The organism is Pseudomonas syringae (assembly GCF_021605415.1).
In the GTDB taxonomy this organism is placed as follows: domain Bacteria; phylum Pseudomonadota; class Gammaproteobacteria; order Pseudomonadales; family Pseudomonadaceae; genus Aquipseudomonas; species Aquipseudomonas syringae_S.
The window spans coordinates 29,325-55,986 of sequence record NZ_WKEQ01000034.1 but is presented as its reverse complement, the minus strand read 5'-3'; the positions used below and the strand labels follow the sequence as shown (position 1 = coordinate 55,986).

At 57.5% G+C, this 26,662-nt stretch carries 26 protein-coding genes; 6 read left to right on the top strand and 20 right to left on the bottom strand.

The window, feature by feature from the left end:
• Positions 1–45: 45 nt before the first annotated feature.
• The 11 genes from pdeM to GIW69_RS21020 form a co-directional block, all read right to left on the bottom strand.
• Entirely contained in the window at positions 46–702 is a 657-nt protein-coding gene (gene pdeM, locus GIW69_RS21070) for a ligase-associated DNA damage response endonuclease PdeM (protein WP_236484713.1), read from the bottom strand.
• A complete protein-coding gene (locus GIW69_RS21065; protein ID WP_236484712.1) occupies positions 699–3,188 on the bottom strand; it encodes a ligase-associated DNA damage response DEXH box helicase in 2,490 nt (829 codons plus the stop codon). Before GIW69_RS21065 ends, pdeM begins: the two co-directional genes overlap by 4 nt.
• Positions 3,189–3,339: 151 nt before the next feature.
• Positions 3,340–4,104 (bottom strand): ATP-binding cassette domain-containing protein, encoded by a 765-nt coding sequence (locus tag GIW69_RS21060; RefSeq protein WP_236484711.1) that lies wholly within the window; start codon positions 4,102–4,104, stop codon positions 3,340–3,342.
• A gap of 13 nt (positions 4,105–4,117) precedes the next feature.
• The gene (locus GIW69_RS21055) at positions 4,118–5,236 is read right to left on the bottom strand and encodes a succinylglutamate desuccinylase/aspartoacylase family protein (RefSeq protein WP_236484710.1); all 1,119 of its coding nucleotides are present in this window, start codon (positions 5,234–5,236) and stop codon (positions 4,118–4,120) included.
• Positions 5,237–5,248: 12 nt separating this feature from the next.
• Positions 5,249–5,959 (bottom strand): ABC transporter permease, encoded by a 711-nt coding sequence (locus GIW69_RS21050; protein WP_236484709.1) that lies wholly within the window; start codon positions 5,957–5,959, stop codon positions 5,249–5,251.
• On the bottom strand, positions 5,956–6,684 hold the full coding sequence (locus GIW69_RS21045; RefSeq protein ID WP_236484708.1) for an ABC transporter permease: 729 nt from the start codon (positions 6,682–6,684) through the stop codon (positions 5,956–5,958). Before GIW69_RS21045 ends, GIW69_RS21050 begins: the two co-directional genes overlap by 4 nt.
• Positions 6,685–6,740: 56 nt before the next feature.
• The gene (locus GIW69_RS21040) at positions 6,741–7,523 is read right to left on the bottom strand and encodes a transporter substrate-binding domain-containing protein (protein WP_236484707.1); all 783 of its coding nucleotides are present in this window, start codon (positions 7,521–7,523) and stop codon (positions 6,741–6,743) included.
• A gap of 259 nt (positions 7,524–7,782) precedes the next feature.
• Entirely contained in the window at positions 7,783–9,471 is a 1,689-nt protein-coding gene (locus GIW69_RS21035; RefSeq protein ID WP_236484706.1) for an ATP-dependent DNA ligase, read from the bottom strand.
• Positions 9,468–10,502, bottom strand: coding sequence for a ligase-associated DNA damage response exonuclease (locus tag GIW69_RS21030; RefSeq protein WP_236484705.1), 1,035 nt, complete (start codon positions 10,500–10,502; stop codon positions 9,468–9,470). Before GIW69_RS21030 ends, GIW69_RS21035 begins: the two co-directional genes overlap by 4 nt.
• Positions 10,503–10,681: 179 nt before the next feature.
• Positions 10,682–13,132: a penicillin acylase family protein gene (locus GIW69_RS21025; protein WP_236484704.1), complete on the bottom strand. Its 2,451-nt coding sequence runs from the start codon at positions 13,130–13,132 to the stop codon at positions 10,682–10,684.
• Between the two features lie 138 nt (positions 13,133–13,270).
• Positions 13,271–13,915 carry a glutathione binding-like protein gene (locus GIW69_RS21020; RefSeq protein ID WP_236484703.1) on the bottom strand — a complete coding sequence of 215 codons (645 nt, stop codon included), beginning with the start codon at positions 13,913–13,915 and terminating at the stop codon, positions 13,271–13,273.
• Between the two features lie 146 nt (positions 13,916–14,061).
• Between GIW69_RS21020 and GIW69_RS21015 the strand changes: the two genes are divergently transcribed.
• Positions 14,062–14,619: a cysteine hydrolase family protein gene (locus GIW69_RS21015; RefSeq protein WP_236484702.1), complete on the top strand. Its 558-nt coding sequence runs from the start codon at positions 14,062–14,064 to the stop codon at positions 14,617–14,619.
• 200 nt (positions 14,620–14,819) lie between these two features.
• On the opposite strand, the gene GIW69_RS21010 is transcribed toward GIW69_RS21015, so the two are convergent.
• The 3 genes from GIW69_RS21010 to GIW69_RS21000 all read right to left on the bottom strand — a co-directional run bounded on the left by GIW69_RS21010 (position 14,820) and on the right by GIW69_RS21000 (position 16,087).
• Entirely contained in the window at positions 14,820–15,029 is a 210-nt protein-coding gene (locus GIW69_RS21010) for an SEC-C metal-binding domain-containing protein (protein WP_007906737.1), read from the bottom strand.
• A gap of 5 nt (positions 15,030–15,034) precedes the next feature.
• Positions 15,035–15,520, bottom strand: coding sequence for an LEA type 2 family protein (locus tag GIW69_RS21005; protein ID WP_236484701.1), 486 nt, complete (start codon positions 15,518–15,520; stop codon positions 15,035–15,037).
• 93 nt (positions 15,521–15,613) lie between these two features.
• Complete coding sequence (locus GIW69_RS21000; RefSeq protein ID WP_236484700.1) at positions 15,614–16,087, bottom strand: YchJ family protein; 474 nt, start codon at positions 16,085–16,087, stop codon at positions 15,614–15,616.
• Between the two features lie 452 nt (positions 16,088–16,539).
• Between GIW69_RS21000 and GIW69_RS20995 the strand changes: the two genes are divergently transcribed.
• Positions 16,540–17,865: a hypothetical protein gene (locus GIW69_RS20995; protein ID WP_236484699.1), complete on the top strand. Its 1,326-nt coding sequence runs from the start codon at positions 16,540–16,542 to the stop codon at positions 17,863–17,865.
• Positions 17,866–18,133: 268 nt separating this feature from the next.
• On the opposite strand, the gene GIW69_RS20990 is transcribed toward GIW69_RS20995, so the two are convergent.
• The 5 genes from GIW69_RS20990 to GIW69_RS20970 form a co-directional block, all read right to left on the bottom strand.
• Entirely contained in the window at positions 18,134–19,243 is a 1,110-nt protein-coding gene (locus GIW69_RS20990) for a hypothetical protein (protein ID WP_236484698.1), read from the bottom strand.
• 682 nt (positions 19,244–19,925) lie between these two features.
• On the bottom strand, positions 19,926–20,432 hold the full coding sequence (locus GIW69_RS20985; protein ID WP_236484697.1) for an HNH endonuclease: 507 nt from the start codon (positions 20,430–20,432) through the stop codon (positions 19,926–19,928).
• A gap of 151 nt (positions 20,433–20,583) precedes the next feature.
• Positions 20,584–21,186 (bottom strand): hypothetical protein, encoded by a 603-nt coding sequence (locus tag GIW69_RS20980; protein ID WP_236484696.1) that lies wholly within the window; start codon positions 21,184–21,186, stop codon positions 20,584–20,586.
• A 28-nt stretch (positions 21,187–21,214) separates the two neighbouring features.
• Positions 21,215–22,507, bottom strand: coding sequence for a site-specific integrase (locus GIW69_RS20975; protein ID WP_236484695.1), 1,293 nt, complete (start codon positions 22,505–22,507; stop codon positions 21,215–21,217).
• 227 nt (positions 22,508–22,734) lie between these two features.
• Positions 22,735–23,232 carry a DUF6231 family protein gene (locus GIW69_RS20970; protein WP_236484694.1) on the bottom strand — a complete coding sequence of 166 codons (498 nt, stop codon included), beginning with the start codon at positions 23,230–23,232 and terminating at the stop codon, positions 22,735–22,737.
• 199 nt (positions 23,233–23,431) lie between these two features.
• On the opposite strand from GIW69_RS20970, the gene GIW69_RS20965 reads away from it, so the two are divergent.
• The 4 genes from GIW69_RS20965 (at position 23,432) to GIW69_RS20950 (ending at position 26,131) form a co-directional block, all read left to right on the top strand.
• Positions 23,432–24,127, top strand: coding sequence for a PA1041 family peptidoglycan-binding anchor lipoprotein (locus GIW69_RS20965; protein ID WP_236484693.1), 696 nt, complete (start codon positions 23,432–23,434; stop codon positions 24,125–24,127).
• Positions 24,128–24,215: 88 nt separating this feature from the next.
• Positions 24,216–24,938 (top strand): PA1041 family peptidoglycan-binding anchor lipoprotein, encoded by a 723-nt coding sequence (locus GIW69_RS20960; protein ID WP_236484692.1) that lies wholly within the window; start codon positions 24,216–24,218, stop codon positions 24,936–24,938.
• A 160-nt stretch (positions 24,939–25,098) separates the two neighbouring features.
• On the top strand, positions 25,099–25,380 hold the full coding sequence (locus GIW69_RS20955) for a DUF1145 domain-containing protein (RefSeq protein ID WP_236484723.1): 282 nt from the start codon (positions 25,099–25,101) through the stop codon (positions 25,378–25,380).
• On the top strand, positions 25,373–26,131 hold the full coding sequence (locus tag GIW69_RS20950) for a collagen-like domain-containing protein (protein ID WP_236484691.1): 759 nt from the start codon (positions 25,373–25,375) through the stop codon (positions 26,129–26,131). Before GIW69_RS20955 ends, GIW69_RS20950 begins: the two co-directional genes overlap by 8 nt.
• Before the next feature lie 40 nt (positions 26,132–26,171).
• On the opposite strand, the gene GIW69_RS20945 is transcribed toward GIW69_RS20950, so the two are convergent.
• On the bottom strand, positions 26,172–26,636 hold the full coding sequence (locus tag GIW69_RS20945; protein ID WP_236484690.1) for a CopD family protein: 465 nt from the start codon (positions 26,634–26,636) through the stop codon (positions 26,172–26,174).
• Between the last annotated feature and the right edge of the window lie 26 nt (positions 26,637–26,662).

The window sequence follows — 26,662 nt, the reverse complement described above, 5'->3', positions numbered from 1 at the left end:
GGTGCATGAAGTGAATGGCCAGTCAGTTGATGCCTTGAGGAGGCTTCAACTGACTGGCCATATTTCGCTGTCGCCAATGACAAAGATCCGACAGTTGCTTTCCTTCTCGACCGGATAACCACCGGTAAACGCCCCGAACGCCGGAAGCAGGCTGATTGCTTCGCCCAACCTGAAACACGGCAGGCGCAAGCTTTGCCTGCCTTTGCCGTGCAGGCGATACACCGGATGTACATGGCCCGCCAGAACATGGCGCTCTGGATGTGGATCCGGTTCGTGTTGCAACGAAAAAGGGCCGAGCAAGAAAGGCTCCGGCACCACGCGGATATTCAGGGACGTGGGCGGATCACCTGCTCGTTTGTCGTGATTGCCCCGTATCAATGTCATCGGCAGGTCGGCATGCCGCGCTCGCCATTGCGCCAGAATCTCCAATGTTTGCGCAGCATGCGAGCCAGGGCCATGGAGGAAGTCGCCGAGAAACAGTAGTTGCCGGCAGGGCAGCCTCTCCAGCAGGCGATCAAGCACGGCGACGTTGGCTGAAGTCGTGCCCTGGGGCACCGGTTGTCCAAGGCTGCGATAAGCAGCGGCTTTGCCGAAATGCACATCGGCGATCATCAACGCTTGCTGCGCAGGCCAATACAGCGCTTTCTCAGGCAGCAGCCAAAGGTCTTCACCAGCCAGGCGCACCGGGTAGGCCGCGCTCATGGTTTTTTGCCTGTGTCAGCGGATTTCTCCAGATCGCTGACCATGCGTCTGATCCGGTCGGCAAGTTTTTCTGAACTCATGCTCTCGCGCATGCGCTCCACCAACAGTGGAAAGGCCAAGGGTGTAGGACGTTTGATCAGGTGCAAGTTCAGTTTCATCCGGTTGATCCGTTCCAATGTCTGTTCCAGACGACGAATATCCAATTCTTCCCGTAGGACTTCTTCCCCGGCTTGGGCGAGCAACAGGTTGCCGGCGTCATATTGTTTGAACACTTGAAAAAACAGGCCGCTGGATGCTTGCACCTGACGGGTGCTCTTCTGCGATCCCGGGTAGCCGCCAAAAATCAGTCCGGCAATGCGCGCAATTTCACGAAAACGCCGAAGGGCCAATTCTCCGGCATTCAGGCTGGCAAGTACGTCCTCTAACAGGCGATCCGGACTAAGCAGCGCCTCGTTAAATTGTTGCGTCCAGTCAACGGGCGTGGCGCTGAGCAATTCCAGACCGTAGTCGTTGACCGCAATCGAAAAGGTCAGTGGCTGGCGTTGACTGATACGCCACGCCAGCAAGCTGGCCAGCCCCAGATGCACCTGACGGCCGGCAAACGGGTAGAGGAACAAGTGCCAGCCTTCACGGGATTTCAGCGTTTCGACCAGCAAGCTTTCAGCGGTGGGCAGGTTCGACCATTTCGCCTGAGTTTCCAGCAGCGGACGCAACGCCCGCATTTCGGGCCCGACGAAGTCGCCTCGGGCCGCTGCGCTGAAGCGTTCGACCACCGCTTCTGCGAGTTCGTTGGAAAGTGGCATTCGCCCGCCATTCCAGCGCGGCACCGCCGCTTTTTTCGCCGTACTGCGTTTGACATAGGCGGTCATGTTTTCCACGCGCACCAGTTCCAGCAAACGCCCGGCGAACAGAAAACCGTCGCCAGGTTTGAGACGGGCGATAAAGCCTTCCTCGACGCTGCCCAATTGTTTGCCGCCACCGCCCTTGCTCCAGAATTTCAACTGAATGCTCGCGTCGCTGACGATAGTGCCGACGCTCATGCGGTGGCGGCGCGCCAATCGCGCATCGGGCACGCGCCAGACACCCTGCTCGTCCGGTTCGACCCGGCGGTAATCCGGATACGCCGTCAGAGATAGTCCGCCATGGCGTACGAAAGCCAGGGCCCATGCCCAATCTGCCGGCGTGAGGTCGCCATAGGCCCAGGCGCCACGGACTTCTGCGTACAGCTCGTCGGGCAGAAACCCACCGCCGAGCGCCATGCTGACCAAGTGTTGCACCAGCACATCCAACGGTTTGTGCGGTGACAGGCGCGGTTCGATTCGCCGCTGCCCCACGGCATCACCGGCCGCCGCCGCTTCGATCAACTCAAGGCTGTGAGTCGGCACCAGCGTCACCCGAGAGGTGCGGCCCGGCGCATGGCCAGAGCGCCCGGCGCGTTGCATCAGTCGGGCGACACCTTTGGCCGAGCCGATTTGCAGCACGCGCTCCACCGGCAGGAAATCCACGCCCAGATCCAGGCTTGATGTGCAGACGACCGCTTTCAGTTGTCCGTTTTTCAGGGCCTGTTCAACCCAGTCACGGGTGTCGCGCGACAGCGAGCTGTGGTGCAAGGCGATCAATCCGGCCCAGTCTGGCCGCGCTTCCAGTAACGCCTGATACCAGATTTCCGATTGCGCCCGCGTGTTGGTGAAGACCAAGGTACTTGCGCTGGTCTCCAGTTCGGCGACCACTTGCGGCAGCATTTTCAGGCCGATGTGCCCGGCCCAGGGAAACCGCTCGATGGTCGGTGGGAGGAGGGTGTCGACCTTGAGTGATTTTTCGTTTGTGCCCTGAATACTCACGCCGCCACCTTGTGGGATCAGCACTTCTTCGGCGTGGGCTTGGTTACCCAGCGTCGCGGAAATACCCCACACGATCAGTTCGGGATGCCAGCGGCGTAAACGGGCCAGGGCCAGTTGCAGTTGCACGCCGCGTTTGTTGCCGAGCAATTCGTGCCATTCATCCACCACGACCATGCGCAACGTCGACAGCGCGGTGTGCGCGTCGGCGCGGGCGAGCATCAGCGTCAGGCTTTCCGGGGTGGTGATCAGCGTGGTCGGCAAGCGTCGACTTTGCCGGGCACGTTCGCTGCTGTTGGTGTCGCCGGTGCGCAGGCCGATACTCCACGGGATCTGCAAGTCATCCACCGGTGCTTGCAGGGCACGGGCAGTGTCGGCGGCGAGGGCGCGCATCGGGGTTATCCACAGCACTGTCAGCGGTTCGGCGACTGGTTTGCGTTTGCGTGGTGCTTCGATGGCAGTGGCGGCTTTCGCGAAGCGATTAAGCGCCGCGAACCACACCGCGTAGGTTTTACCGGCGCCGGTGCTGGCGTGAAGCATTCCGGACTCACCGCGTTTAACCGCTACCCACAATTGTTTCTGAAAGGCGAACGGCTTCCAGCCACGGGCGCTGAACCAGAGTTTTGCGAAGTCGGGGGATGTCACCATGCCTGCCGCGTGCGCCTGAAGGGGTTCCTTCAGTGACCGCGCCGACAGGTCAAAGGTTTAACCTTACCCCTGTAGGCGTTGCCGAAGGCTGCGATCTTTTGATGTTGCTTCTATAAAAAACAGATCAAAAGATCGCTGCCTGCGCAGGGGATTATTTGAGGTTGCCGCTGAGGAATTGCTTCAGGCGTTCGCTTTTGGGATTGCCAAGCACTTCTTCGGGCGCGCCTTCTTCTTCAACCAGGCCCTGGTGCAAAAACAACACCTGGCTCGACACCTTTCGGGCGAAGCTCATTTCGTGGGTCACCATGATCATGGTGCGGCCTTCTTCAGCCAAACCCTGAATCACCTTGAGCACTTCGCCGACCAGTTCCGGGTCGAGGGCTGAGGTCGGTTCGTCGAACAGCATGACTTCCGGCTCCATCGCCAGTGCCCGGGCAATCGCCACCCGTTGCTGCTGGCCGCCGGAGAGAAACGCCGGGTATTGATCGGCGACCCGCGCCGGCAAGCCGACCTTGTCCAGATAGCGGCGGGCACGGTCGTCGGCTTCGGCCTTGCTGCAACCCAGCACGCGGCGCGGGGCCATGGTGATGTTTTCCAGTACGGTCATGTGGCTCCACAGATTGAAATGCTGGAAGACCATCGCCAGACGCGTGCGCAGGCGTTGCAGTTCATCCGGGTCGGCGACGTGCATGCCGTGGCGGTCGCTGATCATGCGGATCGCCTGGCCGTCGAGACTCATGGCGCCGTCGTTGGGTTGTTCGAGAAAATTGATGCAGCGCAAAAAGGTGCTTTTGCCCGAGCCGCTGGCGCCGATCAGGCTGATCACGTCGCCGGTATTGGCCTTGAGCGAAACGCCTTTGAGCACCTGATGGTCGCCATAGCTTTTGTGCAGGCCTTCAACGGTCAGTTTGTACATGGGGCTTGCATCCTCAAGGCGAAAGTAGGTAGCCGCTGCGATAGGCTTCGGCGCCCGCGACGTGGGCGATCACCATGCCGGCGGTGGCCATGCGTCGCAACGAGCGCGCGTACATCAGGCCGGCAGCGGTGCAATGAACAGGTGTGACCCGGTCGCTGATCGGGTCGATGATTTCAGCGATCAATTGCCCGGCTTCCAGCACTTGCCCAGGCGTGGCGGTGTACACGAGCAAGCCGCCAACCGGCGTCACCACCGGCTCGACCCCGGCCAGCGGTGTGGCCGGGAACGGCAGCGGCGGCAAGGCCTTCGGTTCGCCGACGATCGCGCCGAAGTGAACCAGATAATCGATCAATGCCTGGCAATCCCGGCTCGCAACCGGATGACTGACGTCGCCCTGACCGCGCAATTCCACGGTCACCGAAAAACTGCCGAGGGGAATGTCGAAGTGTTCGCCGAAGCGTTCCTGCAATTGCCACCACAACAGTGTGAAGCATTCATCGAACGACTGGCCGCCGGAATCGGTGGCCAAGAGGCTTGCCTGTGAATCGATATAGCGCGCCAGCGGCTCGACCTGCGGCCAGGCCTCCGGCGTGGTGTAGAGGTGAGCGACAGCTTCGAAGTCGCAGTGCAAGTCCAGCACCATGTCGGCATCGCAGGCCAGCCGTTGCAAGGTCAGTCGCTGGGATTGCAGCTGAGTGGCAGCGGTTTGGCGGGCGAGGGCGTTGCGCAGGCTGGTGCGGATCAGTTCGAGGTTGCGCTGCGAATCGTCGCCGAGTTGGGCCTGGATCTCGTTGCCGATTTCGTCGCTGAGGTCGAGGAACCAGCGATTGAAATTCTGTCCACTCTCCAGCTCGTAACGACCCAGCGGCACGTCCATCAGAATCTGTTCGAGGCCGACCGGGTTCGCAACCGGCACCAGCACGATTTCGCTGCGCAGGCGGCCGGCGGCTTCCAGCTCCGCCAGACGTTGCTTGAGGTGCCAGGCGACGAGCATGCCGGGCAGCTCATCAGCGTGCAGCGAGGACTGGATGTAGATCTTGCTTTTGGTCTTCTCCGGGCCGAAGTGAAAGCTGTGAATCTGTCGTGCGGTGCCCGGCAGCGGGGCCAGCAAGTCATGAATCTGGTGGCGCATTACAAAATTGTCCTAGTGAGTCGGCCCGAGAAACGCCAGCCATCGGCGTTCGGCAAGGCGAAACAGGCCGACCAGCGCAAAGGTAATGGTCAGGTAGATCAGCGCGGCGATGCCGAACGACTGGAAGGTCAGGAAAGTCGCCGAGTTGGCGTCCCGCGCGACTTTCAGAATGTCTGGAATGGTCGCCGTGAAGGCCACGGTGGTCGAGTGCAGCATGAGGATCACTTCGTTGCTGTAATAAGGCAACGAACGGCGTAGGGCCGAGGGCATGATCACGTAGGCATACAGCTTCCAGCCGGTCAGACCGTAGGCCTTGGCTGCTTCGACTTCACCGTGGTTCATGCTGCGAATCGCCCCGGCGAAAATCTCCGTGGTGTAGGCGCAAGTGTTGAGGGAGAACGCCAGGATCGTGCAGTTCATCGCATCGCGAAAGAAGCTGTCGAGCAACGGTTGTTCACGCACGGCGGCCAGGCTGTATATGCCGGTGTAGCAGATCAGCAACTGGATATAGAGCGGCGTGCCCCGGAACAGGTAGGTGTAGAACTGCACCGGCCAGCGGATGTAGAAGTGTGGCGAAACCCGGGCGATCGACAGCGGAATCGAGACGATGAACCCGAAGAAGATCGAGGCGCTGAGCAGCCACATCGTCATCGCCAGACCGGTGATGTTGTTGCCGTCGCTATAAAGGAACGGTCGCCAGTATTCCTGCAAGAGTTCGATCATCGGACGGCCTCCCGGGCACCGGCGGCGTAACGGCGTTCGAGCCGGCGCAGGATGAAGTTGGAAGCGCTGGTGATCAGCAGATAAATGAAGGCGGCGACGACGAGGAAGTAAAACAGTTGATAGGTGCTTTTGCCGGCGTCCTGCGCAGCCTTGACCAGATCCGCCAGGCCGATGATCGACACCAGTGCAGTGGCCTTGAGCATCACCATCCAGTTATTGCCGATGCCGGGCAGGGCGAAGCGCATCATTTGCGGAAACACCACGAAGCGGAAGCGTTGGCCGCGTTTGAGGCCGTAAGCGGTCGCGGCTTCGACCTGACCACGCGGCACAGCGAGGATCGCGCCACGGAAGGTTTCGGTGAAGTACGCGCCGTAAATGAAACCCAGGGTCAGCACCCCGGCGCTGAACGGGTTGATCTCGATGTATTCCCATTCCATGTAGTCGGTGAGCGACGTCAGCCAAGTCTGCAAGCTATAGAAAATCAGCAGCATCAGCACCAGATCCGGCACGCCGCGAATCAGCGTGGTGTAGAGCTGGGCGGGCAGGCGCACCAGTTTGACTTTTGACAGCTTGGCACTGGCGCCGAGCAGGCCGAGCAACACGGCCACCAGCAGCGACAACGCCGATAATTTGATGGTCATCCAGGTGCCTTGCATCAGCAACGGGCCGAAGCCTTTCAGGCTGAACGCGGAAAGCCCCAGATTTTCTAAGAGGGTGTCGAACATAAATCAGAACCTGATCGAGTGAAAAAGGCGCCCACCTGGCGATGGGCGCCGAGGCATTATTTGCCGCTGTACAGGTTCAGGTCGTCAAAGTGTTTCTTCTGGATGGTGGCGTAGGTGCCATCATCGTGTAACGCTTTGATACCTTTATCCAAAAGCGCTTTCAGCTCGGTGTTACCTTTCTTAATGCCGATGGCGGTTTTGGAAGGCAGCAATTCGCTGTCGACCGGTTTGCTGACTTCATAGTCACCGCCCTGTGGCGACTTCAAGAAGCCCAGTTCCGCTTGCAGCATGTCCTGGATCGAAGCGTCGAGACGACCCGAGGTCAGATCCGCGTACACCTGATCCTGGTTGGCATAGGCCTGGGTTTTCACACCGGCCTTGTCCAGCACGGCTTTGGCATAGGCTTCCTGAATGGTGCCCTGCTCGTAACCGACAGTTTTGCCCTTCAGCGAAGCGGTGGTTTCGTTCAGGCCGGAACCCTTTTTGAACACGAAAGAGGTGGGGCCGGAAAACAGCTCGTTGGAGAAGTCGATGACCTTCTCGCGGGCCGGGGTCTGGGTCATCGACGAGATCACGCCGTCGAATTTATTCGCCTTGAGACCTGGAATCATGCCGTCGAAATCGCTTTCGACCCATTTGCACTTGACCTTCAGCTCGGCGCAGATCGCGTTCCCCAGATCAATGTCGAAGCCCACCAGGCTGCCGTCAGCCGCTTTCGACTCGAACGGTGCGTAGGAAGGATCAACGCCAAAACGCAGCTCTTTGTATTCCTTGGCCATCGCCGAACCGGCGGCCATGCACAACGCCAGTGCAGAAAGAGTCAGTATTGCTTTTTTCATTATTCAATCCCTAAGAACCAATATGAGCGCTTGTGGCGCAGATTTATTGTGTTACTGGAAAGCGTCAGACCAATAGAAAGTAGCAATTTCCGAACCAGAGTGCCGAACAAGTGTTTTAAAAGGAAGCAGCTTTGCCGTTGCGCGATATTCGCGCACAAAGCCGGGCGCCGAAAAATCAGCGCACCGAGATTGTGCGAATGATGTTTGCCGAGATCGTTCCCACGCTCTGCATAGGACCGAGCACTGTGGTGCGGGTGGGTCAGGCCAGCAGATCCTGCAAGGTTGCCAGGCTGTCGGCTTCTTCGACGGTTTTGTCCTGGCGCCAGCGCAGCATGCGCGGGAAGCGCACGGCGATGCCGCTTTTATGGCGGCGGGAGAGGGCGATGCCTTCGAAGGCCAGTTCAAACACCAGACTCGGCGTAACGCTGCTCACCGGGCCGAATTTTTCCACGGTGGTCTTGCGTACGATGCTGTCGACCTTACGCATTTCTTCATCGGTCAGCCCTGAATAGGCTTTGGCGAACGGCACCAACGTGCGTTGGCTGGATTCCGGCGGGCCGTCCCACACCGCAAAGGTGTAATCGCTGTACAGACTTGCCCGGCGACCGTGACCGCGCTGGGCATAGATCAACACCGCATCGACGCTGAACGGGTCGACCTTCCATTTCCACCAGACGCCCATGTCCTTGGTGCGCCCGACGCCGTACAGCGAATCCCGGGCCTTGAGCATCATGCCCTCCACGCCCAATTGCCGTGAGGCTTCACGCTGGCGGGCGAGGTCGTGCCAGTCGCTGCCGGTGAGGACAGGCGAGAGCAACAGCGCCGGATGACGGGCGTTTACAACGACCTGTTCCAGCTGCTCGCGACGACGGGATTGCGGCTGATTGCGCCAGTCGTCACCTTGCCATTCGAGCAGGTCGTAGGCGAGCACGGCCACTGGCACTTCATCAAGAATCTTGCGATCGAGGGTCTTGCGGCCGATGCGCTGTTGCAGCAACGCGAACGGCAGTACCGCCGGTGGCTCAGTCGATTGCGGATTGAAAGCATCTTCGGTGGTGGGGTGCGGGTTTTTCCACGCGACGATTTCGCCATCGATCACGGTGCCGTCGGGCAACGCCTGGGCAAAGCTGTCGAGCTCGGGAAAGCGTTCGGTCACCAGCTCTTCACCGCGCGACCAGACCCAGAGTCGCCCATCCCGTTTAACAATTTGGGCGCGAATGCCATCCCATTTCCACTCGATCTGCCAGTCGGCGGCCGGGCCGAGCACGGCCTCAAAATCGTCCACCGGTTGCGACAGCGCATGGGCAAGAAAAAACGGGTAAGGCTGGCCGCCGCGTTCAGCGTGTTCGGTAGCGGATTCCGGGGCGATCAGTTTCAGATAGCGTTCAGCCGTCGGCCGGTGGGACAAATCCGTATAACCGACCAACCGTTGCGCCACGCGTTTGCTGTCGAGCCCGGCCATGGCCGCCAGCGCTCGGGTCACCAGCAGTTTTGAAACGCCGACGCGGAAACTGCCGGTGATCAGTTTGATGCACAGCATCAGGCTCGGGCGATCCAGTTGCGCCCACAACGACGGCAACTGCCGGGCCAGATATTCAGGTGTTTCGCCACGCAGCGGCAGCAGTTTGTCTTCGATCCATTCGGCGAGGCCGGCGCTGGAACTGTGCGGGTTTTCCGGCAGCACCAGTGAAATGGTTTCCGCCAGATCACCAACCGCCTGATAACTTTCCTCGAACAGCCAGGCTTCCAGTCCCGAGACCGATTGCGCCAATTCTCGCAACACCCGCACGGGCACCAATTGCCGTGGTCGCCCGCCACACAGGAAATACACGGCCCACGCCGCATCCTGAGGGTCGGCTTGAGCGAAATACGTTTGCATGAACGCCAGTTTGGCGTTGCTCGACGTGGTCGCATCGAGTTCGGCGTACAACCCGGCGAATGCCTTCATGGCTGTACCTCGGCCACCACCGGTTCAGCGGCGAGGTTGTCTTCTTCGTCATCGCCATATTCGGTGGTGAAACCCTGGGCATCCAGCCCTTGTTCACGCAGATGCCGCACCAGCACGCCGACCGAACCATGCGTCACCATCACCCGCTCGGCGCCAGTCTGACCGATGGCCCAGAGCAGGCCGGGCCAGTCGGCATGATCGGACAGGACAAAACCGCGATCCACCCCGCGCCGACGCCGTGTGCCGCGCAGACGCATCCAGCCACTGGCGAAGCCGTCGCTGTAATCACCGAAGCGGCGCACCCAACTGCCGCTGGATGTCGAGGGCGGAGCAATGACCAGAGCCTGGCGCATCATCGGGTCGTTCTTTTTGACGTCGCCTGCGTAAATCGTCGGCGGCAAATACACGCCCGCTTCGCGGTACACCCGATTCAATGGCTCGACAGCGCCATGGGCGAGGATCGGGCCGAGGGTTGCATCGATGCCATGGAGAATCCGCTGAGCCTTGCCGAAGGAATAGCAAAAAAGCACGCTCGCCTTGCCGGCAGCAATGTTCGCTTGCCACCACTGATTGATCTCGGCGAACACCTGCGCTTGCGGTTGCCAGCGATAGATCGGCAGGCCGAAGGTCGATTCGGTGATAAAGGTATGGCAGCGAACAGGCTCGAAAGGCACGCAGGTGCCATCCGGCTCGACTTTGTAATCGCCCGAGGCGACCCAGACTTCGCCGCCGTATTCCAGGCGCACCTGTGCCGAACCGAGGACATGGCCGGCGGGATGGAAACTCAGGGTGACGCCGTGGTGGGTCAGGCGTTGACCGTAATCGAGGGTTTGCAGGTTGATGTCCTGTCCCAGTCGTGCCCGCAGAATGCCTTCGCCCGGGGCGGCGGCGAGATAATGGCTGTTGCCGGTGCGGGCGTGATCGCCATGGGCGTGGGTAATCACCGAGCGTTCGACCGGCCGCCACGGATCGATATAGAAATCGCCGGCGGGGCAGTACAACCCTTCGGGGCGAGCGATAACAAGATCCATGTCGTCACCGGAATGGGGGGCTTGTTAGGTATGAGGTTGGCGCGGGACTGGAAGTTCTATTGATTGTTTCGGCGGTAATCCCAGGAGCGAGCCTGCTCGCGATAGCGGACTGAATGACGCATTCGTGTTGAATGTTTCATCGCTATCGCGTGCAGGCTCGCTCCTGCAAGGGAGGTGATTTACTTGCCAGGTGTCAGCGTCAACCGCGTCTTGCCATACACCCGGTCAAAATTCTGCGGCTGCATCGGCAAGCCGATGTATTGCCCCTTGAGCCACGGATCGATGCCATTGAGGTAATTCGGGCTGACCGGATTGCCCGATTGCCCCACGCCGTTCTGCCCCATCAACGGCTCGCTCTGGCTGAAATCGACGATGAAGCGTGTCGCAGGCGCTCGATTGACGGCGAAGTCCTGACCCCAGGCAAACGCGGCAGTGTTCAACGTGGTGTGATCCCCGCCCGCCGCCACAGGCCCGCGTACAGTCTGGCCGCTGGCATTTTTCCAGCTGTAGCTGTGCAACTTCCCCCACTGCCAGGCACGGCGGTCACCGCCCAACAGGCTGTCGCCAGCGGTAATCGCCGCCGCCAGGCTGCGGGCCAGGATCGCCGGTTTGTCTTCTTTCTGCGTGGTGCGGACATCGTCCCAGAACGGGCTGTCCTCGCGGCTAAGCAAGTGATCGGCTTGTGCTGCGTAGGACAAGTCGCCATTGGCAATAAACGCTTTCCACGCCGGACTCGATTCCGGGCCGAGTTCGTCGAGGAAGATCTGCTTCATGCTTTCCTGCAGGAACAGCTCGTAAATCGCCGCATCCGCCGAAGTTGGCGCGAGTTTGCCGTCAAACGCGGTCAACCGAGTGAAGGCTTCGCGAGCCTTGGCGCGATCGGATTCAGGCAGTGCGTCAATCGCCTGTTTCAGCGGCTGCGCCATACCCGGTGCTGTAAACATTTTTTTCAGTTTTGCGGCAAACGTCGTGGTCTGGTCGTACTGCATGGCGATCACACTGCGACCGTCGTGCTTTCCGCTGCCGGCCAACTCGGCCAGGCGTTCGCCACGCTCCGGTGCTGCCCACGAGTTGGACAGTTGCATACCGTAACCGTGGGGGATGACCCGCTGGTTGGCGGTGCCGAGCCAGCCTTGGGCCGGATCCTGATCGTAGGGGTGCAGCATCGGATCGGCATAACCGTCCCAATCGTAACGACCTTCCCAGCCCGGCGATGGCAGCAGACCTTCGCCTTCACGGCGGTTGGGGAAGCGCCCGGTGACTTGCCAGCCGATATTGCTGGCATCGGCAAACACAATGTTGAGGGCGATGGCGCGGATTTCCCGGCTCGCATCCGAGGCGCGTTCGGCACTCTGGGCGCGGGTCAGATCGAAAAAGGCATCGAGGGATTTGTCGTCGGTGAAGCTCGGGATCTGCAAGGCCAGACCGAAACCGCTGCCCTGCGCCGCCGCTTGGGCGCTGTTGAGCAGCGCGCCGTGACGGGTTTCGTACACCGCTTCACGAATCGGCCGCTGGCCTTTGACGAAGTAGGTTTCGTTGCGCACCGCCAGCGGCTGCCATTTGCCGTTGACCTCGTAAGTGAGGCTGCTGCCCTGACGACGGATTTTTTCCAGAAACAGATCCTGGTTGTCGCCAAACACGCTGGTGGCGCTCCAGGCGACTTTGCCGTTGAAACCGCCAAGCACCATCGGCAGACCGGCGACGGTGACGCCGGCAGCCTGATATTTCGGTGCGCGGATCTGCACGAAAGTGAACAGCGACGGTGCGGCCAACGGACCATGGCTGTCACTGGCGAGCAGGCTTCTACCGCTACGGCTGCGTTGCGGGGCGATGGCCCAATTGTTCGACGACGGCGTGCCGAACAGATTCATGACGGCCAATTGCTGGGTGGCACTGTTCAGTTCAGTCAAACCGGGGATTTGCCCGTTGAGCTTTACCCCTTGCAGCTTGTCGGCCTCGGCCAGCGGCAGGTTTTCATCCGGGGCGGACGGCGACAGCCAGGCGAGTTTGTCAGTGGTCACGGTTTGCGCGAGCACCAACGAGGCAATTTCTTCCGGCAGGTTGGCCGACTGGCTGAAATTCAGCAGGGCAAAGATCAGCGCCGAGTCTTCCGGCTTCCAGTATTCGGGCTTGTAACCGCTGCTGGCCAGATCGCCCGGCAGTTTGTCGGTGTAGCGGAACAGGTAAGCGTTGACGCCCCGCGCATAAACTTCGAAGAAACGCTTGAGCCGTGGCGACGATGCCTTGTACAGCTCGCTGGCGCTTTTCTTCAGGTTGACGGCGCGCATGTAACGGTCGGCGTCGAGCATCGAGGCGCCGGACATTTCCGCCAGACGGCCCTGAGCGAGCAAGCGCAGGGTGACCATCTGATTGATGCGATCACTGGCGTGTACATAGCCGAGGGAAAACAGCGCGTCGTGGAAGCTGTTGCTCTCGATCAACGGCATGCCCATGGCATTGCGTCGCACCGATACATTCTGCGCCAGGCCCTTGAGCGGCTGCACGCCGGAGGTGGGTACAAGGGTGTCCTGAGCGTTCCAGGTCTGGCAACCGGTCAGGCTCAAAACACCGGCCACTGCTGCGGCAACGCCGAACCGGGGAAGAAAATGTGTGAGGGCTGGCGAGGCCATGGCAAAGCTCCTGCGGGGGGTAGCGTCAGTAAAGGCGCTACGTTAGTGAGCAGGAGGAGGCCGCGCAAGCGCGGCGAGCGGTTATTTCTCGCCACTGATCGTTCCCACGCAGAGCGAGGGAACGAGGGTCGGCAAGGATCAGGGTTTTGGCGGATTGATCTTCTGTACCAGCGCGTATGCTTTCACGGTCGCAGGACGCTCCTTGATGTGATTGAACCAACGCTGTACATGAGGAAAGTCCTCAAGATTCTGGCTCTGCCACTGGTGAGAAACGATCCACGGATAAATCGCCATGTCGGCAATGCTGTATTCGCTGCCGGCAACGAATGCGTTGTTCGCCAGTTGTGTGTTCAATACGCCGTAAAGCCGCGCGGTTTCATCGATGTAGCGCTTGATCGCGTAGGGGATTTTCTCGGGGGCGAACTGGCTGAAATGATGATTCTGCCCCGCCATCGGCCCTAATCCGCCCATCTGCCAGAACAGCCATTGCAATGCCACCTGCCGCCCGCGCAGATCCTTGGGCAGGAACCGGCCGGTTTTTTCCGCCAGGTACAAAAGAATCGCGCCGGATTCAAACAGCGACAACGGCTCGCCGCCGTCGGCCGGTTCATGGTCGACGATGGCCGGGATGCGGTTATTCGGGGCGATTTTGAGAAAGTGCGGCTGGAACTGTTCACCCTGACTGATGTTGATCGGATGAACCTTGTACGGCAGGCCGGCTTCTTCGAGGAACAGCGAAATCTTGTGACCGTTGGGGGTCGTCCAGTAATACAGGTCGATCATCGGAAACTCCAAATCAAGGAACAGCTTGCGGATAGACAGCAGACGCTCGCGTCAGGTCGACCCTTTTGCGTTCGATCGCTTGCCTGCTAACTGGAAGTGATGCTGAACTGCCGACATTTCAATGACTCGTCCGAGAAAAAATCGCCATGGAGCTCAAAGCCAACGCGGCACTGATCATCATCGACCAGCAGAAAGGCATCCTGCATCCGCGTCTGGGGCGACGGAATAATCCTGATGCCGAGGCGAGAATGCTTGATTTGCTTGGCGTCTGGCGTAGCAGCGGGCGCCCGGTCATTCACGTTCAGCACCTGTCCCGCTCACCGGATTCAGTGTTCTGGCCGCAGCAATCCGGGGTGGAGTTTCAGGAACGTTTCGCACCCCGGGACGGTGAATGGCTGATCCAGAAACAAGTGCCGGATGCGTTTTGTGCCAATGAGCTTGAGGCGCGATTGCGTGGACGGGGGATCGAGCAGTTGATCATCATCGGCGTTGCGACCAACAATTCGGTGGAATCCACGGCGCGCACGGCGGGTAACCTGGGGTTTGACGCGTGGGTCGTAGAGGACGCGTGTTTCACGTTCGACAAGGCGGATTATTTCGGCACGCTGCGTTCGGCAGAAGATGTGCACGCCATGTCACTAGGGAATTTGCACGGGGAGTATGCAACCGTAATTCGTAGCGCAAAGATTCTGGCAGCTGGCTGAAACCTGTGGGAGCTGGCTTGCCAGCGATGGCGGTCTGACTGAAAAAGAAATGTGGGATGGGCCGGCCCTATCGCTGGCAAGCCAGCTCCCGCAGGATCGGCAGTGTGCACAAGGGTTGTGACAGACGTCGACCAGAATGGGGGGGCAGGCTTGCCAGCGATGGCGGTATGTCAGGCGAAGAAATTTCTACGCCCGACTCGTCAAGCGCCGTGGCACTTCTTGAATTTCTTGCCGTTGCCGCACGGGCATGGATCGTTGCGGCCGACATCTTTCAAGGCATTGCGCACCGGTTCCTGGTGGGCGTGGCCGCAGTTCGGGCCGTGGACATGGCCATGGTCGTGATCGTGGTGGTCATGATGATCATGATCGTGATTGCAGTCAGGGCCATGGACATGAGGTTGCTGGGTCATCGGGGTCACTCCGGAATTAAATCGGCGGGGATTATCACGCCATTGCGCTCCAGGTGCACGTAGCGGGCGATGAATAAACCGGTTTCCATCTCGCCTTCGAGTCGATAAGGGATGGTCTGCCCCGGTTTTTTCAGCATTTTCACCACATCCCTGACCCTTGGCCACAGGTTGGTGCGGATTGGCACCTTGAAGTAGGCGCTGCGTTTCGGCCCGACCGTGAACCAGTGCTCGTGCTCGCCCTCGGCCAACAGAATGTCCGCCAGATGAATGCGGTATTCGAGACCGCGCACGGTCAGGTCTTCATCGTTGGGGTTGTCGACGCGAAAGTGCAGGATGAAACGCTGCTCAAGCAATTTGGCGCGCACCACTTCGACCTTCACCAAATGCACGGTCGGATCAGGGGCATCATCGCTGAACCATGACGCGCAGCCGCCGAGGCTCACGATCATGAGCAGTGTCAGCAGTTGCAGTGCGCGCAATGGTTTGAGCATGAGGTGTCTCCTTTGGAGAGCCAGTCTAGCCCTAAAAGATCGCAGCCTTCGGCAGCTCCTACAGGTGGGCGCATTCTGCGGTCTTTTGCGCGTTTAACCGAAATACCCCGCACAGCACTTCTTGAATTTCTGTCCGCTCTCACACGGGCAACTGTCGTTACGCCCCAGCTTCAATTGCACGGTCGGATCAATGAAATACCAGCGCCCGGTGTTCTGCACGAACGAGGAGCGTTCACGGTGGCTGTGCTCGCCCTGGCTGTCGTGCCAGCGTGCGGTAAAAGTGACGAAGGCGTGTTCCGGCTTGCCGCCAAACACTTCACAACTTTCCACCTCAAGGCCGAGCCACGTGCTTTGCGCGCTCCAGTCAGTGATCGATTGACGATCCAGGCCCGACTGCTGAGCGGGCAGGGTGGTGCTCACCAGATAATCGATCAACCCCAGCACATAGGCGCTGTAGCGCGAACGCATCAAGGCTTCGGCGCAGGGTGCCGGCAGGCCTGCGTGATAATGGCCGCAGCAGGCGTCCAGCAGATTGCCGCTACCGCAAGGGCAAATGGCTGTACTCATCTCATTACCACCAGTATTTCCCGAAGTTTTCCGGATTGGCCCAGAACTGAAAGGGGGCTGATGGCAGGCCAAGCGTAGCGGGCTTCATAGCGGACCTCAAGGATTCTGGTGACACGAAGGTTACATTAATGGTGACACTTTAGCCTGTCTGTGAGGCTTCGATTGGATTGACCTGCTGAGGCCTTATCACCCGCGCGCGAGGGCACCTGCTGGAGGGTATTGGGGGGAACCTGCGCAGTAATGAATCAATGAGGTGACGGCTCGGAAATTTCTGCCAGATTTCTGCTAACAGCGTGCATGACTACAGACAAAATCCACTGAGCGAGCATTAGAGCATTGCCGGATTTTGCATGACGCTATAGCTTGACTATCAGAATGGCGGTGCGCCATATCAAACCTAAAAATCGGGAGTAGGTCGGTCGCCTTCCCCAATAGAATTAAGGACGAAGCACATGCTCCCCATCGTACCTAAGCCTCCTGCGCCAGTTCTTCCCGCACTCCTCACAACGGTGCTTCCCGCCATAGATTCATTGACGGCAGCACTCGGCATCCCGAGAACCGTATTGGCGAGCGAGGAGGAAATCGAGTATGCGTGGAGGGATTTGCCACGAGAGCTTAGAGATATACCTGCACCATTGCGGGGGGAATTGATCGCGAGAATGTGTGTCGCAGTGAGCACCGGACTGTTCGATAGCGCAATGAACTACATCTGGAACGCTGCTATTCTACAGCTCCGAACTAAAGTGCGAAATTTCGGTCTCCCTATAGTTGCTCAAATTCTTCAGTCCGACTTTGAAGAAAAGCATCTGCTTGAGCTTCAGGATAGCCGACTCCTCGAACTTTCACTAAAGCTAAACTTGGTCAATGAAGACGGTTTCTTCTTTCTCGACCAGTGCCGTGATGTTCGAAACAATTTTTCTGCGGCGCATCCAACTATTGGTACTGTAAACGATCGCGAGTTTACAACGTTCCTCAATAGGTGTGTCCGATACGCGCTTGCAGACGCCTCATCCCCACGAGGTGTCGATATCGGCGCCTTCATCAGCGCAATTAAAGGTGCGCGATTCAATGCGAATCAGAACGGCGTGTGGGTTCAGCGCCTGTCCGAAACTCACGATGCTCAGCGGCAGATGTTAGTAGTTATGGTGCATGGCATCTACTGTGACTCTAAAACGTCTGAGCAATCCCGACTAAACGCATTAGACGTATGCAGTGCTCTAAAGGATGGGTTTACTGCTGATCTTCGATCTGATCTCGTTAATAAGCACAGCGAGTATGCCGCAAAGGGGGACGAGCCTCGACATTCGGCATCGCTACAGTTTTTCGAGAAGCTGGGGCTTTTGGCACTTCTTAACGAATCAGAACAACACGCCATTTTTTATCGGGCAATCGAACGATTGTGGAACGTGCATAATGGAACGAACAACTTCTATAATGAACCTCCTTTTGCCGAGCGCCTTCTGGAGCTTTCAAAACAAGGAGCTATCCCAGAGACAATCCAAGAACAGTTTGTGCAATCAGTTGTCTGCTGCATGATCGGAAATGGATACGGTGTTTCTTGGGCGGCAGTGCCAAGTTATGAGCAGCTCATTCGTTCTTTTTCACCTCGGGAGGTTGCTATGATGATTGGTTCCGCCGCCACCCCAGCAACTACTCTCGCTCGCCGTCTTTCAAGTCATGCTTCGTGTCTACAGCGATTCAAGAAAACCATGAAACTCATAGACCCCGCCAGCGTTCCGGGTAGTGTAAAGGCGGCCTATGACTTCTATATGAGATAAAGCTATCTATTAGTTAACGGAATATTTTTTACCAATTACCGACTGGTCCCACCCTCAATGCCATTTCGAGAGCTCCTATAGACCAGTCGGGTTAGTCTCTGGCACAGTATTTAGGACGCCGATCTCCCTAATTGATTGCATGAAGGGCAGCTTCGCCTATTCGCCTATTCGCGGTCGAAGAGCTGGATTAAAGAGACTATGCGTTTGAAGTCTAAAGAATCCAGTTTGATCCAGCGTTTCACGATCAAGTTCTGGGTAATTTAAAAGCTTACTTGAAGTCCTTCCTGTTAATTAGTGAGATCAAATTATCTTGGATTTGTAAGGCGCTTGTGTGGTTTTCACTTTTGACGGCAAGGGTTGTAATTTTTTGAGCGACCTCATTTAAGCAGATGTTTAGAGTTTCAGTAAACTTCTGTTCGTCCTCCAGTTCGTTCACGCGTTGGGCAGATGAAAATACTTTATCTAATTGGCGGGTCGTCGCCGGAAGTAAATAACTTTTGTTTTCTTCGCGAAGCTCACGTCCAGCAAAATGAACAAAGCTTAAAATTCCCAAGCCTTTAATGAAGTGTCTTGTTTTTAGTTCTCGTTTTTCGGCAGCGAAAAGATATCTTTTTGTCAAGGCTTCCCGCACGAATCGAGAATCGCCGTGGTAGCTTGAAGTCTTCAGCTCAATATTGTTGGTTATTCGTAAAATTAAATTGGCAATGAGCACCGCCCTCTCAATGAAAATATCGAGCGAAAAAATATTGAATCCGTAAGTCGAGCCCTTAAAGATAACGTCGCCTTCCATTGGTTTCGATGTATCAGAGATCATGAGAAGGTCGTAGCTCAAATCTATGAGGTCATTCACTAAAAAATCAATCTCGCCTTCCTTGAAGTCTGAACGTTTCAAAAACTCTTGGAGTCGGTTGAACTTAGAATAAATCATTCCAATGTGATTCAAACCATCATTGTTTTCATCGAGTAACGGTTCCACCTTGAAGGCGCATTTGTGCGGCGAGTTTTCAGGAAAAATTGAGTTGTATAAGTGAGTTGGGTCACGAAATTTGAACGCGTTCCCACAGAGTCTTTCCGACTCACTCAGATGCTCCATGAATAATTTTCTATGGCTGATGTATTGTTCAAACGTCAACGCATCCATTTGGGCCTGTGTGACCTTCTGCATTTCTTTGTTCTGATTATTGAGGTACAGCAGCGTAGCGATCGTTGCCCCGGAACCGACAATAGTGAACACACCACTCAGGAGTGACCCGAAGCTGCTCCAAGCCGTATGGTCGTGGGAAATTGGTCCAAGGTGTACATGGAATTGCCAGAACGTGATACCGGCAAAGGCAGTAACACCGAGACCGAACAACCAGAAAATATGTCTGACGTTCACAGTGGCGCTCCTTACGAAATTTGATGGTGGCATGCTACCAGCACTCCAGAGCTTGGACACATCTAATATCTCCCGAACTGATCTGAGATGACCTGATCGATAGGCAGTAAGGTGTTGGCGTGTTCGGTACTTAGTCCTTCGAGCCTTGAAGTGATTTCATGAATTCTCCTGTGAGTTGGGTTAGAGATATGTTGATGATCTCCAGATCAGTCTCTAACTTACAGGGGTTTTAAGATTTTAAAGTAAAGGTAGAGGTTTTAATTAAAGATAATAATTATAGAGTTGCTCAATGAGTAATCTTTAAGATCTTTAAGTTAAAGGCCCCCGTGCAACTTGAGCAATACACGGTGGCCCCAATCCCGTGCAAGGTCTCTCTGCGGTGTCCTCCATGGACATCGACTAACGAGTGACAATATCAAGCTGCGCTCCTTCCTACTGGAGCCAGACGCTGATGGTCTGCTTACCGGGGACTGTCGAGCGCTTGGCGTGCCTCCCGTGAAGGGCGGTCGCACTGGTCGTCTCAGTTGTCGCGGGTCGGGTCCACAAGGGAGCCCGGTAGGAATCTGGAAGAGCCACAGAGAAACTTATTTTTGGTTTCTGTGGTGTCTCGCAATAGTGAGGGTCTAATAAATCAAAGCGCCATCATATTGACAATAGCGCAAAAACCATGGTCTTGATGCGTTCATGACCGTGCGAACTCTCCGTGTGATTCCTTGCGTCTGCTCCTCAAGTAATTCTGAGCAGCCCTGAGGTTAGCCAGCTCACTGAAATGAGGCTTGCCATTGATCGACACTTGGGCTCGATACCAGCCGTTAGGCAACTTGGAGATTCCTTTTGGAAGATCGGATGACTTTGTGTACCTCTTGGAATTCCATTTGTTTTGTTGCTGGGTACAGGCACGGAGGTTCTCGATATTGTTATTTAGGCAGTCACCATCACGGTGATCGACAACAAGCTCAGCCGGGTCGACTCCAGTGTGCAGGTAGTAGATGACTCGGTGGGTCCGATAGAACTGCCCTTTCAACTGCATACGGTAGTAACCATCGCTGCCGATGCTCACGACAGGACCAACTTTGCCATTGCGGCCAGTTGTAGCTTTTATACGGGACAAGCCCGAGGGGCTCTCTGGGTCGATCTTATAGCGGGCCTGAAGGTCGGTCAGGGATGGCATTGCGGTGAAGCTGATCATAGTGGGTCCTCCTGAGGGTGGTTGGGTGTCTCTCGCAATAGTGAGGACAAAATAAACCGTCTCAGGAATGACCAGAGTGGATCACAAAGTCATGGACAAAAACGCTTCTACGCTGACGGAGCAAGGCCAGGACCCGCGAGACGATTAGATTTCACTTGGATTTGTCTGTTACTGGTACGAAGCGGTTATGAATATCATTAATTAGATTAGTGTACAGCTTTGAAAACCATATAAATGCCTCTTGGTGCTCGTCGGCTTCTTGGTCGCTAACATCAAGCTTGGCAACACTCTGTGGATGAACCAGCCGATGCCGCAACTGAAGCGACATTCTCAACATCCTCCACCCCTTGTGGGTAAAATCTGGACTCCATCCGACATCAAAACACTCAGCAGCAATTCGTAAAGTGTGCTTAATTGTTTTCTCAGTGTCGCAACGCAAGAGTTTAAACACCGTCGATCCATCGAGAGAGACGAGGAAAGTACCTCCGTATAGGAATATGTGGTCTTTTGTCGGAAGGTCGACGCTGCCCAGAGTTGAAGCACAAAGCGTGGTTTCCTTAACGCCATGCACCGTGGCTTCAATATATGCCCAGCATGCCCTGACGAAGCTTCGTCGTATTGCTTGGTTTTTATAGTCGCGGTTCAAAAGCTCAAGTAAGTATTGGGCGTCGTCACACAGAACTCCGTTCATATCCAGAAGTTCGTCCACAGTTTTTCCGAGGACGTGAGAATAAACTTTGAGTTCGTGTGACATTCTGCACCTCGTTCGTTTGAAACGGGCTTTATGATCCCGGTAATTGACTCCTAACCAATGAAAATGCCTTTACGAGTGCATCATGGACCACCCCAACGGGCAGCTTCTGGGTCCTCGCATAGAGGTCGTTGGTGATGTTCCCAGCGCTATGCCCGGTGACGGCCTGCATAATCGCATCTGGAGTTACAGCGGCCTTCATGAGCCCTGAGATGGAGTGTCGAAGCGAGTGGAATGACTGATCACCCCCAGACTTCAGCCCCAGTGGTTCACGTAGGGCTTCATTGAGCGGTTTGTCGAAGTAGTGCTTCTTCTGTGTGAACAGCCTGCCTTGGCTCCCTTCGACCCACTCAAGGAATGCCTCAAGGGAGAACCCATAGGCTCCATCGACCAACGGAACCTGCCTCACGGAGAAAGGTGTCTTCACTGACTTTCCAGTGTTCTCATCCTTATTAATGTCGATGACGGTGATGCCATTCACCTGCTTTACGTCCTCCTTGGTGAGTTGGTAAAGCTCTCCAATACGAACCCCTGTGAGGACCCCGAGGGACAACCCCCAGCGTTTCCAGTTGTCTACAGGTAGGCCATTCGCGTGAGCCATGATGATCGCTACTTGCTCCCGAGACATCGGCTTACGAGTGCTCTCAGCGCCTCGCTCAATCTTCAGTCCTTTATCAAAGGAACGCTCAATATGACCATTGTTTTTGGCCCAATCCATCACGGTAGTGAGTTGGCCCAGTAGCTTGTTAATGGTCAGTGGCTTACGTCCCTTCACAACCTTCTCCTTGAGGGCGACCATATCGGCCCTCGTGTGGGTCCTGATGTCGAGGTTCCCAAGGAGGCCGCTGAGGGTCCGGCAGTTGAAGCCAATCGCTTTCAGAGTGGAGTCGGTGACGTTGCCTTGGCGTTCAGCCACAAAGAGCCCTGAGAGAGTCTCGAAGGTAATGGGCTCATCAGATCGTAATACAGATAGGGACGGAGAAGGGGCTACAGGCGTGCCGCAAGGCAAGTTCTCAATGATCCCCACGAGCCCCTCGGGGCGCCCCTCAAGTCGATCCTGAGCAGCCCTCAGCATCCTTCCCGCCATGCTCACGGCTCGTTGCTGGCTCACATTGAAGGCTCCAGTTGAGCCAGCCTCAGCGAGGTGATTGCACATCTCCTCATAGACCTCCATGTAGAGGCTTCGTGTGTCTTCGCTATGGCCCATCGTCAAGGCTTCCTCAGCGATGTCCTTGATGCGCTCCTTGAGGTCCTCCCACGTCGCCTCAGGGTGGTCGAGGTGGAACTTAGCCAGTGTCAGGAGGATGTCCTTGGAGAACTGCATTGCGGTCGGCCTATCGGTGGAACGAAGGGAGAGGGTAAGGCTACGGGCAGAGCAGCCCCTTGGACGGACTCTGAGGTAGTAGATGCCTGAGCGTCGATAATGCCAGACCGAGAGGTCCTGCAAAGGCTTCTGGTGACAAGGCTGGTGACAGGCTGGTGACACTTGGCCCTGCTCGGGCATAGCGGTGATAGCGTTCATTGTGAGGTAAGCCCTTGATATTCATGGGTTTACCACCAGTATTTCCCGAAGTTTTCCGGATTGGCCCAGAACCGCGAGTTGAGCCAGTCGGGGACTTGTTTGTACTCAAGCAGATCGTAGGTAAACAGCGTCAGTACCTGATCGTCGCGCTGGAACCGCTCGCTGGCTTGCAGGGCCAGGGAATAGAAATCGGTTTCCTGCCAGCCGCTGGCGGGCAGATCCGCCAGCACTGCAATGCGGCTGGCATTAAGGTTTCGGATGCCACCCAAAAGATTCAGGCCATCACGCTTGGGCAAATGTTCCAGGCAATCGACGATCAGCGCCAGATCGAAACGCTGCGCCGCCAGTTCGGCGGGCAAGGCGCCGGGCGCCGCGTGGGCGACATGGCTGTCTGGATGCGCCTGCTTATACGCGGCCAGTGCCGGAAATTCGCTGGCGCCAATCAGCAAAAGACGCGCCGGTGCATAGCGATCCAGCAAAGCGGCCAGTGCCTGTTGCGGCGTGCGGGAAGAAATTGCAGCGTTCATCGAAGCTCCTCAATCAGATCGCCAAGACTAGCGCGCCCGAAGGTTCAGGCCTAGAGCTGTGTCACGGGCAAAGCCTGCCAAAAGTGGCGAACGACTGTGAACACATCCCAAACTGCAATGGCCTATTGCTGGCGGAGATTAAAACTCCGGTCTTTACTCCCTGAATCGGTTTTAAGCCGATCCCTCAGGAGAAAACTAGATGAGCATAGTTCGGACAGCCTTACCCTTGGTGCTGCTCACCAGTGTGTTGACTGGTTGCGCAGGTTTGCAGAAAACCGACTGGCCGACCTGTGCGGCGGTCGGTGGTGTCGTCGGTGCCGGTCTCGGCGCGACCAAAAGTTCGGCGTGGGCCGGCTACGGCGCGCTGGTCGTCGGCGGTACGGCGGCCGCCTATTGCTGGGTGCACGGTGATGGCGACGAAGATGGCGATGGCGTGCCGGACAGTCGCGACAAGTGCCCGGGCACACCGAAAGGCGTGCAGGTCGATGCTGACGGTTGCCCTCCACCGGTTCCAGAGCCAGTGGTTGAAGAAGCTGTCGTGGTCAGGGAGGAAACCATCGTCATTCGTGATGTTCACTTCCAGTTCGACAAAGCCACGCTGACCGGCCCTGACAAAATGGTGCTCGACAAAGTCGCCACGCGCCTGAAACAGGAAGCCGCGAGCGCGCAACTGACCGTGACCGGTCACACCGACAGCGTTGGCAGTGATGCCTACAACCAGAAACTGTCGGATCGCCGTGCCCACTCGGTGGTCAAATACTTGGTCGAAAGCGGCGTGCCGCAAAGCAGCTTTGTGTCGGTCACCGGTGCGGGTGAAAGCCAGCCGGTAGCAGACAACAAAACCGCTGATGGCCGCGCGCAAAACCGTCGTACCGAAATCAAAATCAACCGCTAGCCCCCTCGCATCCGCGGCTTGTGCAGTCGCGGATGCGGGTCTTTACTCCTGTGTAACCGGCATGGGCCGGTACACAGGAGCTTTCACGATGAGGTTTTTTTCACGATCCCTCTTGCCGGTTCTGCTGCTGGGCAGCCTGTTGACCGGTTGCGCCACGCACAGCGATGGCAGCGCCCCTCTCAATCAACGTACCTGGCCGATCTGCAGCCTTATTGGCGGACTCGTCGGCGGCGGTCTCGGCTCGATCGAAAGTGCCGGATGGGCTGGCGGCGGCGCGGCGTTGGGAATCCTCACCGGCGGCCTGATCTGTTACGCCCAGGATGGTGACGAAGACGAAGACGGCGTGTTTGACCGCCGCGACCGTTGCCCTGACACCCCGGCCAATACGCCGGTGGATCATCGAGGTTGTCCGTTGCCGCAATACCCGGTCACCGAAAAACCTGTCGAACCTGCACCGCAAACCGAAGTCATCACCTTGAGCGATGCCGGTAACGTGCTGTTCGATTTCGATAAATCCGACCTCACCCCGGCCGCGGAGAGTCAGCTCGATACGCTGATGGATAAGCTGCGCAATGCCGACGTGGTCAGCATCAAGGTTATCGGCCATACCGACAGCAAGGGTTCGGACGCCTACAACCAGGCGCTTTCGGAACGCCGCGCCAGCAGCGTGGCGGCCTACTTGCTCACGCAGGGTCTGGCGCCGAACAAACTGACCAGCGAGGGACGCGGTGAAAGCGAACCGGTCGCCGACAACGAAAGCGAAGAAGGGCGTGCGCAAAACCGTCGCGTGGCCTTGCACATCAATCGTTGAGTTCGTTCTGTAGGGCGCGTTCTAGAGCTGTCGTGGGATGATTCCCGGCGAATCGGCCGCTTCAGGCGATAACGCAAAGTTTTTCATTTGCGCGCTGGCTTAACCGGCAAGGAAGCCGTTAATGTGCGTCCAAAGAATAATTCTCGACACGGTGGAGCGTATGAAGATGTTGTGGGGGCTAGGGCGCCTGCTGACCCTGGTGTTCTGTTATGTGGTGCTGGTCAATCAGATCGTGCCGTTCGTGCATCCGCTGCATTTGCTGGTCAATCTGGCCGGTGGTCTGTTGCTGCTGATCCATGTGCTCGAAGTGCTGCTGTGCAATCGCAGCCTCAAAGGTCGCCCGCATCCCTGGCGTGACCGGCTGCGCATCCTCGTGTTCGGCGTCTTCCATCTGCAAACCCTCCCGGCTCCGGTCGCTCCGCAGGCTTCTACTCATGCGTAAACTTTGTCTCCTCGCTGCATTCATCAGTCCATTGGCGTGTGCCCAAGTGGTGAGTGTCGAAACCAACTCCCTGATGCGCCTGCCCAACACCGCCAGCACCTTGCAGCTGGAACGGCTCGAAGTGGCCGATTACGGCACATTGCTGATCCCGTCGAATGTTACCGAACTGACCGTCAACGAACTGCATTTGGGGCATGAGGCGCGAATCGCCATCGTGCCGGGTGAGCGGACGCTGGACATGAAAGTCATTCGTGCCGAGCTGTCCGAAGGCAGCCAGATCACCGCGCGCGGTGCGCCGGGTACTTATGAGAAAGCGGCGCGTGCCGGACGGAATCTGAATCTGCAATTCAAGGCATTGCAGGCGCCACAATTGTCGGTGGATGCGCGCGGCGGTGCCGGTGCGCCAGGGTTTGTCGGACTGGATGGCGCCAACGGCGAGGCGCCCGGCTGCACCTGGGGCCAAGCCGGGCGTGGCGCCGATGGCAGCGACGGCAGCGACGGCAAACCGGGCGCGCCGGGTGCGTTGGTGCGTCTGGAACTGCCCCGTGATTATCCGGTTGAGTTGATCAAGGTTGAAGTGGCGGGCGGTGCGGGCGGCGTTGCCGGCCCCGGTGGCAAACCGGGAGCGGGCGGCAAGTCCAAGGGGTGTCTGGTTTATCGGGCCGATGGCGGCAAGAGCGGGCGTCCCGGCGTTGATGGTCAGCCTGGGCCGGCCGGCGCGCCGGGGGCTGTGACCATTCAACGGCTTTAATCCGCGAACGTGATCGTTTCCATGCCGAGCGTGGAAACGGTCACAGCATCGGCCGAGCCGCCGCAATCGCCACCAGCACCAATCCCACAATCAAATTAATCCCCACCACCCGCCGAATCCGTCCCAGCACTGCCGCGCCCGTTGACCAGTCCTTCGCCTGCACCGCCGTGCGCAGTTCGGGCAGCATCAAGCCCTGAATCCGGATGAACAGCGCCGTCATCACGATGTACAAGCCCATCATCACCTGCACATAACGCGGTGCCGTCTCAAAACTGATGTGCTGCAGATGCAACATGCCCACGCCGCTGATCGGCAGCACGATCACCGCGACCCACACCCAGCGAAAAAAACCTTGAAACACTTCCACCCACAGTGTCAGTCGGCCAGGGCCGTCGAGGGCCTTCATGGCCGCGGGGCGCAAGACCATCCAGGCGAAAAACATGCCGCCGACCCATACGAGGGCGGCCAATACATGCAAGGGATAAACGAGGCTGAAAAGTGTCATTGGGGTACTCCGTTCTGCGCGGGATC

Excerpts from the sequence above, each read along its gene's own strand:
- GIW69_RS20985 (WP_236484697.1), bottom strand. The coding sequence starts at position 20,432 with ATGATCAGCTTCACCGCAATGCCATCCCTGACCGACCTTCAGGCCCGC.
- GIW69_RS21010 (WP_007906737.1), bottom strand. The coding sequence starts at position 15,029 with ATGACCCAGCAACCTCATGTCCATGGCCCTGACTGCAATCACGATCAT.
- GIW69_RS21015 (WP_236484702.1), top strand. The coding sequence starts at position 14,062 with ATGGAGCTCAAAGCCAACGCGGCACTGATCATCATCGACCAGCAGAAA.
- GIW69_RS20945 (WP_236484690.1), bottom strand. The coding sequence starts at position 26,636 with ATGACACTTTTCAGCCTCGTTTATCCCTTGCATGTATTGGCCGCCCTC.
- GIW69_RS20975 (WP_236484695.1), bottom strand. The coding sequence starts at position 22,507 with ATGCAGTTCTCCAAGGACATCCTCCTGACACTGGCTAAGTTCCACCTC.
- GIW69_RS21040 (WP_236484707.1), bottom strand. The coding sequence starts at position 7,523 with ATGAAAAAAGCAATACTGACTCTTTCTGCACTGGCGTTGTGCATGGCC.
- GIW69_RS20970 (WP_236484694.1), bottom strand. The coding sequence starts at position 23,232 with ATGAACGCTGCAATTTCTTCCCGCACGCCGCAACAGGCACTGGCCGCT.
- GIW69_RS21065 (WP_236484712.1), bottom strand. The coding sequence starts at position 3,188 with ATGGTGACATCCCCCGACTTCGCAAAACTCTGGTTCAGCGCCCGTGGC.
- GIW69_RS20965 (WP_236484693.1), top strand. The coding sequence starts at position 23,432 with ATGAGCATAGTTCGGACAGCCTTACCCTTGGTGCTGCTCACCAGTGTG.
- GIW69_RS21005 (WP_236484701.1), bottom strand. The coding sequence starts at position 15,520 with ATGCTCAAACCATTGCGCGCACTGCAACTGCTGACACTGCTCATGATC.
- GIW69_RS20960 (WP_236484692.1), top strand. The coding sequence starts at position 24,216 with ATGAGGTTTTTTTCACGATCCCTCTTGCCGGTTCTGCTGCTGGGCAGC.
- GIW69_RS21035 (WP_236484706.1), bottom strand. The coding sequence starts at position 9,471 with ATGAAGGCATTCGCCGGGTTGTACGCCGAACTCGATGCGACCACGTCG.
- GIW69_RS21045 (WP_236484708.1), bottom strand. The coding sequence starts at position 6,684 with ATGTTCGACACCCTCTTAGAAAATCTGGGGCTTTCCGCGTTCAGCCTG.
- GIW69_RS21060 (WP_236484711.1), bottom strand. The coding sequence starts at position 4,104 with ATGTACAAACTGACCGTTGAAGGCCTGCACAAAAGCTATGGCGACCAT.
- GIW69_RS21020 (WP_236484703.1), bottom strand. The coding sequence starts at position 13,915 with ATGATCGACCTGTATTACTGGACGACCCCCAACGGTCACAAGATTTCG.
- GIW69_RS21025 (WP_236484704.1), bottom strand. The coding sequence starts at position 13,132 with ATGGCCTCGCCAGCCCTCACACATTTTCTTCCCCGGTTCGGCGTTGCC.
- GIW69_RS21000 (WP_236484700.1), bottom strand. The coding sequence starts at position 16,087 with ATGAGTACAGCCATTTGCCCTTGCGGTAGCGGCAATCTGCTGGACGCC.
- GIW69_RS21050 (WP_236484709.1), bottom strand. The coding sequence starts at position 5,959 with ATGATCGAACTCTTGCAGGAATACTGGCGACCGTTCCTTTATAGCGAC.
- GIW69_RS20980 (WP_236484696.1), bottom strand. The coding sequence starts at position 21,186 with ATGTCACACGAACTCAAAGTTTATTCTCACGTCCTCGGAAAAACTGTG.
- GIW69_RS21030 (WP_236484705.1), bottom strand. The coding sequence starts at position 10,502 with ATGGATCTTGTTATCGCTCGCCCCGAAGGGTTGTACTGCCCCGCCGGC.
- GIW69_RS20995 (WP_236484699.1), top strand. The coding sequence starts at position 16,540 with ATGCTCCCCATCGTACCTAAGCCTCCTGCGCCAGTTCTTCCCGCACTC.
- GIW69_RS20950 (WP_236484691.1), top strand. The coding sequence starts at position 25,373 with ATGCGTAAACTTTGTCTCCTCGCTGCATTCATCAGTCCATTGGCGTGT.
- GIW69_RS21055 (WP_236484710.1), bottom strand. The coding sequence starts at position 5,236 with ATGCGCCACCAGATTCATGACTTGCTGGCCCCGCTGCCGGGCACCGCA.
- GIW69_RS20955 (WP_236484723.1), top strand. The coding sequence starts at position 25,099 with ATGAAGATGTTGTGGGGGCTAGGGCGCCTGCTGACCCTGGTGTTCTGT.
- pdeM (WP_236484713.1), bottom strand. The coding sequence starts at position 702 with ATGAGCGCGGCCTACCCGGTGCGCCTGGCTGGTGAAGACCTTTGGCTG.